The 6,613-nt window shown below is 65.9% G+C and carries 7 protein-coding genes; 6 read left to right on the top strand and 1 reads right to left on the bottom strand.

The window, feature by feature from the left end; genetic code table 11:
- The coding region (locus AC1DYX_RS25860) for an FHIPEP family type III secretion protein (RefSeq protein WP_477264209.1) at nucleotides 1-879 on the top strand (879 nt) is incomplete at its 5' end.
- A gap of 48 nt (nucleotides 880-927) precedes the next feature.
- Here the strand turns inward: AC1DYX_RS25860 and AC1DYX_RS25855 are convergent.
- The gene (locus AC1DYX_RS25855) at nucleotides 928-2,346 is read right to left on the bottom strand and encodes a mannose-1-phosphate guanylyltransferase/mannose-6-phosphate isomerase (protein WP_477264207.1); all 1,419 of its coding nucleotides are present in this window, start codon (nucleotides 2,344-2,346) and stop codon (nucleotides 928-930) included.
- A gap of 279 nt (nucleotides 2,347-2,625) precedes the next feature.
- Here AC1DYX_RS25855 and flhF point away from each other — a divergent pair, with 279 nt between their 5' ends.
- From flhF to AC1DYX_RS25830, 5 genes are all read left to right on the top strand, one after another.
- Nucleotides 2,626-4,116 (top strand): flagellar biosynthesis protein FlhF, encoded by a 1,491-nt coding sequence (flhF, locus tag AC1DYX_RS25850; RefSeq protein ID WP_477264205.1) that lies wholly within the window; start codon nucleotides 2,626-2,628, stop codon nucleotides 4,114-4,116.
- Nucleotides 4,109-4,915, top strand: a complete 807-nt coding sequence (locus AC1DYX_RS25845; RefSeq protein WP_477264203.1) for a MinD/ParA family ATP-binding protein — start codon at nucleotides 4,109-4,111, stop codon at nucleotides 4,913-4,915. The genes flhF and AC1DYX_RS25845 overlap by 8 nt, the downstream gene beginning before the upstream one ends.
- Before the next feature lie 29 nt (nucleotides 4,916-4,944).
- Entirely contained in the window at nucleotides 4,945-5,664 is a 720-nt protein-coding gene (locus AC1DYX_RS25840) for an RNA polymerase sigma factor FliA (protein WP_477264201.1), read from the top strand.
- Complete coding sequence (locus AC1DYX_RS25835) at nucleotides 5,655-6,398, top strand: flagellar motor protein (protein ID WP_477264199.1); 744 nt, start codon at nucleotides 5,655-5,657, stop codon at nucleotides 6,396-6,398. Before AC1DYX_RS25840 ends, AC1DYX_RS25835 begins: the two co-directional genes overlap by 10 nt.
- A 12-nt stretch (nucleotides 6,399-6,410) precedes the next feature.
- On the top strand, nucleotides 6,411-6,613 hold a 203-nt coding region (locus tag AC1DYX_RS25830), incomplete at its 3' end, for a flagellar motor protein MotB (protein ID WP_477264197.1).

Here is a 6,613-nt window from a genome sequence, read left to right as displayed (position 1 = left end):
CCCGTGCACATCCGCGACAACCTGGAACTGAAACCGTCGGCCTACCGCATCACGCTGAAGGGCGTGGAAGTCGGCAGCGGGGAGGCGATGAATGGCCARTACCTGGCGATCAACCCGGGCATGGCGAGCGGCACCTTGCCGGGTCTCGTGACGACCGATCCCGCATTCGGCCTGCCGGCCATCTGGATCGACGCCGGCTTGAAAGACGAAGCGCAGAGCATGGGCTATACCGTCGTCGATGCCGGCACCGTCATCGCCACGCACCTGAACCACCTGATCACGACGCATGCGTCGGAACTGCTGGGCCGCATGGAAGTGCAGGCGCTGCTCGACCACCTGGCCAAGGAGGCGCCGAAACTCGTCGAGGACCTGGTGCCGAAGGTCGTATCGCTGTCGACCTTGCAGAAAGTGCTGCAGAACCTGCTGCAGGAAGGCGTGCACATCCGCGACATGCGCACGATCATCGAGACGCTGTCCGAGCATGGCGGCAGCACGCAGGATCCGAACGACCTGACGGCGCTAGTGCGCATCGCACTGGGCCGCGCCATCGTGCAACAGCTGTTCCCGGGCACGAACGAACTGTCCGTGATGACCTTGGACAACCGTCTGGAACGCCTGCTCGTGCAGGCGCTGAATGCAGGCGGCGACGGCACGGGCATCGAACCTGGCTTGGCCGACACCATCGTCCAGCAGGCCGCCAATGCTGCGCAACAGCAGGAAGCGATGGGTTTGACGCCGGTACTGCTTGTGCCTGGGCCGCTGCGCACGCTGTTGTCGCGTTTCCTGCGCAGGGCATTGCCGCAGCTGAAGGTGTTGTCACATTCCGAAATTCCTGAATCGAAGACGATCCGGGTGACAAGCCTCGTGGGCGCGGCTTAACCGCTGGAAATGATCTGCGGCGGGGGCGCCGCAGTTCTGATGAGGCCGTTAGGCCCGCTGGTAGATGTCCTCGAAGCGGACGATGTCATCCTCGCCGAGGTAGCTGCCGGACTGCACTTCGATCAGGTGCAGCGGSAGCTTGCCCGGGTTCTCCAGGCGGTGCGTCATGCCGATCGGGATGTACGTGGACTCGTTCTCGGCCAGCAGCGTGACCTTGTCGCCGCACGTCACGCGCGCCGTGCCCGACACGACGATCCAGTGCTCGGCGCGATGGTGGTGCATCTGCAGCGACAGCTTTTCGCCCGGCTTGACGGTGATGCGCTTGACCTGGAAGCGCTCGCCCGCGTCGATGCCTTCGTAGTAGCCCCAGGGACGGTACACCTTCGTGTGGTACAGGTGTTCCGTACGCTCGTTGCCCTTCAGGTGGTCGACGACGTTCTTGACGCGCTGGACCTGGTCCTTGTGCGCGACGAGGACGGCATCCCGCGTTTCCACGACGACGAGGTCCTTCACGCCGACGACGGCCACGATACGGCTCTCGGCGCGCACCAGCGTATTGCTCGTGCTGTCGAGGTAGACGTCGCCGCGCACGGCGTTGCCGTTGGCATCCTTGTCCTGCACATCCGCCAGCGCCGACCAGGAACCGACGTCGCTCCAGCCGATGTCGGCCGCGACGACGAYGCCGTCGCGCGTGTGYTCCATCACCGCATAGTCGATCGAATCGGACGGGCTCGCCGCGAACGCGGCCTCGTCCAGGCGGCAGAAGTCGAGGTCGCTGTACGCGGACTGCACGGCGGCRCTGGCCGCCTGGGCGATCGCGGGCGCATGCTTTTCGATTTCGGCCAGGAAGCGGTCGGCRCGGAACATGAACATGCCGCTGTTCCAGTAGAAGCCGCCGTCGGCGACGAAGGTCGCGGCCGTGTCGCGGTCSGGCTTTTCGACGAAGCGGTCGAGCTTGTAGCAGTCGTCGCAACCCGGCAGCGGCTCGCCGCGGCGGATATAGCCATACCCCGTTTCCGGGGCGCCCGGCACGATGCCGAACGTGGCCAGGGCGCCCTGCCCGACCTGGGCAGCGGCGCGYTCGACGGCYWSGCGGAACGCRTCATTYTTYTCGATCACGTGGTCGGCCGGCAGCACGAGCATCACGGCSTCCGGATCCTGCGCCTGCAGGTAGCGCGCGGCGGCGGCCACGGCGGGCGCCGTGTTGCGGCCGGCCGGCTCGAGCAGGATGCCGTGCGGCGTGATCCCGACGCCGCGCAGCTGCTCGGCCACGAGGAAGCGGTGCTCGTTGCCGCACACCACCAGCGGTGCCATCACTCCCGGCCAGCCGCGGACCCGCARTGCGGTTTCCTGCAGCATCGTCTTGTCCGTCACGAGCGGCAACAACTGCTTGGGCATGACTGCCCGCGACARCGGCCAAAGACGGGTACCGGCACCGCCGGAGAGGATGACTGGGTAGATTTTCATGCGTTGGCTTTCTTTAACAAGGAATGCATTGCAGGTGACGAGCACCACCAAACCCGAGAGTTTAATTGACAAGGTCGCCGGAAACCATTGTATTTTTTGCAAAATCGCGCTTTAGGCACATTGATTCCTTTTAGCGGCCTCAGAGAAATAGAGCTTTTTCTCCGCTTTTTTCTGCCGATGGTTTCCCATCGGCATCGTCAATAATCCTCTCCGTGAATGGGCCATTGTGCCCGCGTGACCGGATAGCGAACCACCAGCCAGCAAGAGCGGAGAACAACGATGAACGTGAAGAAATTTACAGCGGCGACTTCCCGCGAAGCCTTGCGCAAGGTGCGCGAGGCGCTGGGGCCGGATGCGGTCATCCTGTCGAACCGTCCCGTGGATGGCGTGGTGGAGATCCTCGCACTGGACAATGACGATGTCGCCTCGCTGGCCTCGCCGGCGCCGGAGTCGGACATGGCCGCGCCGCGCCCGCACCTGAACCTTCCGCAGGAACCGTCGTTCGACGCGCCGGCGCCGGCCGCGCGTCCGGCCCCGCGCGCCTTCCAGCAGGTGCCCGCAGCCCGTCCGTTCGACGACATCCCGGCCCCGCGCCAGCCGCTGGATCGCCAGCCGCTGGATCGCCAGCCGCAGAATCCGCAGCTCAATGCCATGTACGACCTGGACGAGCCGCCCGCACCGGCCGCGGCGCCGACGTATGCCACCCGCCGCGCCCCGCAACCCGAAGCGCCGGCGTTCGACATGGCCGCGATGACGGCGATGATGTCGGCCGCGATCGCTCAGGCGAAGGAATCGGCTGCCGCCGAGATGCACGGCATGATGAGCGAGATCCGCGCCATGCGCGGCATGATGGAAAGCCAGTTGGCCGAGCTGTCGTGGGGCAGCACCCAGCAGCGCGAGCCGCAGAAGGCCGCCGTGTTGCGCGAGATGCTCGCCGCCGGCTTTTCCGCCAGCCTGTCGCGCTACCTGATCGACAAGCTGCCGGCCGGCAAGGATGCCGCCGAATCGCTGCGCTGGATCAAGACGGTCCTGTCGCGCAACATCACGACGATGGCCGACGAGGATGCGATCCTCGACCGCGGCGGCGTGTTCGCGCTGGTCGGCCCGACCGGCGTCGGCAAGACGACGACGACCGCCAAGCTGGCTGCGCGCTGCGTGATGCGCCACGGTCCGGAAAAGCTGGCGCTGATCACGACGGACGCCTATCGTATCGGCGGCCACGAACAACTGCGCATCTACGGCAAGATCCTGGGCGTGATGGTGCACTCGGTGAAGGACGAGGCCGACCTGCGCATCGCCCTGAAGGAACTGCGCAACAAGCATACCGTGCTGATCGACACGATCGGCATGTCGCAGCGCGACCAGATGGTGACGGAGCAGGTCGCCATGCTGACGGAATCCGGCGCCGACGTGAAACGCCTGCTGTGCCTGAACGCGACGTCGACCAACGAGACGCTGAACGAAGTCGTGCGTGCCTACCAGGGCACGGGCCTGGCCGGCTGCATCATGACCAAGCTGGACGAGGCGGCGTCGATCGGCAACGTGCTCGACGTGCTGGTGCGCCAGAAATTGAGCCTGTACTACATCTCGAACGGCCAGCGCGTGCCGGAAGACCTGCACCTGGCCGACCGCGCGATGCTCGTCGACCGCGCCTTCCGCACCCGCCGCGACGCGGCCGCCCAGTTCGCGGATGCCGACCTGCCGCTGATGATGTCCGGCCTCGGCAACCTGAACAACGACCGTTCGCTGCGCGAGGTGTACGTTGGCTAGTTTCGACTTCGACCAGGCGGAGGGCCTGCGCCGGATGCTGGCCGGCCCCAAGCCGCGCATCGTGACCTTTCTTTCCGCCACGCCCCAGGACGACAAGGGCGCCATGCTCGTCAACCTGGGCGCCTCGCTGGCCCAGTCCGGCAACGACGTGATGATCGTCGACGCCTGCACGCGCGACTACGGCGTGGCCCAGCGCCTCGGCGTCGATCGCGGTCCCGGCCTGCTGCAGGTGGCGCGCCAGGAATGCGCGCTGAACCAGGTCATCCACCCGGTGCCGCAGGGCTTTTCCGTCGCCACGATGGCGCGCATGGCGCCCACCAGCGCGGACGAGGCGCGGCGCCTGGCCAAGGCCTTCGACGTGCTCGTCAAGCAGGCCGGCAGCATCGTGATGGTCGACGGCGAGTTCGGCGACGACGACATGTTCCCGGTGCCCATCATGGCCACGTCCGAGATCGTCGTGCAGGTCTCGACGAGCGCCGCGTCGATCACGAACGCCTACGCGCTGATCAAGCGCCTCTCGCAGCATCTGGGCCGCCGTCCCTTCGGTATCCTTGTCACGGGGGCTACCGAAGCCGAGGCGAAGGTGGTATACGATAATATGTCATCTGCGGCAACTCGTKACCTGGCGGTAACGTTGAGCTCGATGGGCTCGGTACCGGCGGACGAGTACCTGCACCGCGCCGCGCGTCTCGGACGTGCCGTGGTCGACGCATTCCCGCTGGCCGGTGCCTCGGTGGCGTTCCGCCGCCTGGCCGGGCGCTTCGCGCGCACCGGCATGCAGCAGGGACGGGCCGCCTGAGTGGCGAAGAATAATTAATTACTGGAACCATGTACACGGTCAAAGGGAAAGCGGACAAGAACTCTCTACTGACGGAACACATGCCGTTGGTGAAGCGTCTTGCCCACCAGATGAAGGCCAAGCTCCCGCCGTCCGTCGAAGTCGATGACCTGGTACAGGCAGGCATGATGGGCCTGCTCGATGCGATCAACCGCTACGAGGAGAATCACGGCGCGCAGTTCGAGACCTATGCGGTGCTGCGTATCCGCGGCGCCATGCTGGACGAGCTGCGCAGCAGCGACTGGATGCCGCGCTCCACGCGCGCCAACATGCGCAAGGTCGAGCAGGCCATGGCCGCGCTGCAGCAGCAGCTGGGCCGGCCGCCCAGCGAATCGGAAGTGGCGAAATCGCTCAAGCTGTCGCTGGGCGACTACCAGGAGCTGCTGGGCGATTCCGGCGGCCACCAGCTCGTCTACTACGAGGACTTCCACGCCGACGACGGCAACGACACCTTTCTCGACCGTTATGCGGTGGACGACGACGATCCCCTCAAGAGCCTGCTCGACACGGACTTCCGCCAGGCCGTCATCGACGCCATCGACGCGCTGCCGCCGCGCGAGAAGATGCTGATGGGCCTGTACTACGAAGAGGAACTCAACCTCAAGGAAATCGGTGCCGTGATGGGCGTGTCGGAATCGCGCGTCTCGCAACTGCACACCCAGGCAGTGGCGCGCCTGCGTACCTATCTGCGGGAGCGGTCGTGGACCTGACCAGCCTGCTCGGCCTCGCACTGGCGCTGGCCGGGATCGTCGTCGGGCATACGCTCGACGGCGGCAAGTTCGCCTCGCTGGTCCAGCCGGCCGCGTTCGCCATCGTCGTCGTCGGCACGTTCGGCGCCGTGCTGCTGCAGACGAAGTCGCACGCCTTCGTGCGCGGCGTGCGCATGCTGCGCTGGGTGTTCGTGACGCCGCCCGACCGCCGCCAGGCGCTCGCGCGCGAGATCCACCTGTGGAGCCTGTCGGCCCGGCGCGATGGGCTGCTGTCGCTCGAGCAATACATGGCGAAGGCCGATCCGTTCATCCAGAAGGGCCTGCGCCTCGTCGTCGACGGTATTCAGCCGGACAAGCTGCGCAGCCTGCTCGACACGGAAATCAACAACTACGAATTCCGCGAACGCCAGGCCGCGCGCATCTGGGAGTCGGCGGCCGGCTATGCGCCGACGGTGGGCATTCTTGGCGCCGTGCTGGGCCTGATCCACGTGATGGAAAACCTGTCCGACCCGTCGAAGCTCGGTGCCGGTATCGCCGTCGCGTTCGTCTCGACCGTGTATGGCGTGGGCCTGGCGAACCTGTTCTTTTACCCGGTCGGCAACAAGATCAAGGGCATCGTCGCCGAGCGCGTGGCCCAGTACGAGATCCTGACCGACGTCTTCCATGACATCGCCACGGGCGACTATACGCGCGTGATCGAGGAGCGCGTGGCCTGCCTGCTGGCCCAGCACTGACGGCGGCTGACCATGGCGCGCCGCAAACCATACGAACAGGACACCGAGAACCACGAGCGCTGGCTGATTTCCTACGCCGACTTCATCACCCTGTTGTTCGCGTTCTTCGTCGTGATGTATGCGGTGTCCGTGGTAAATATCGGCAAGTACACGGTGCTGTCGGAGGCGCTGGGCGATGCGTTCGGCGGGAGRGGGGCGGCGAACCGGTCGAATAC

This window comes from Massilia sp. P2_C2 (assembly GCF_056404615.1).
The sequence above is the reverse complement of the archived record's forward strand: the minus strand, read 5'-3'. Positions and strand labels throughout refer to the sequence as shown.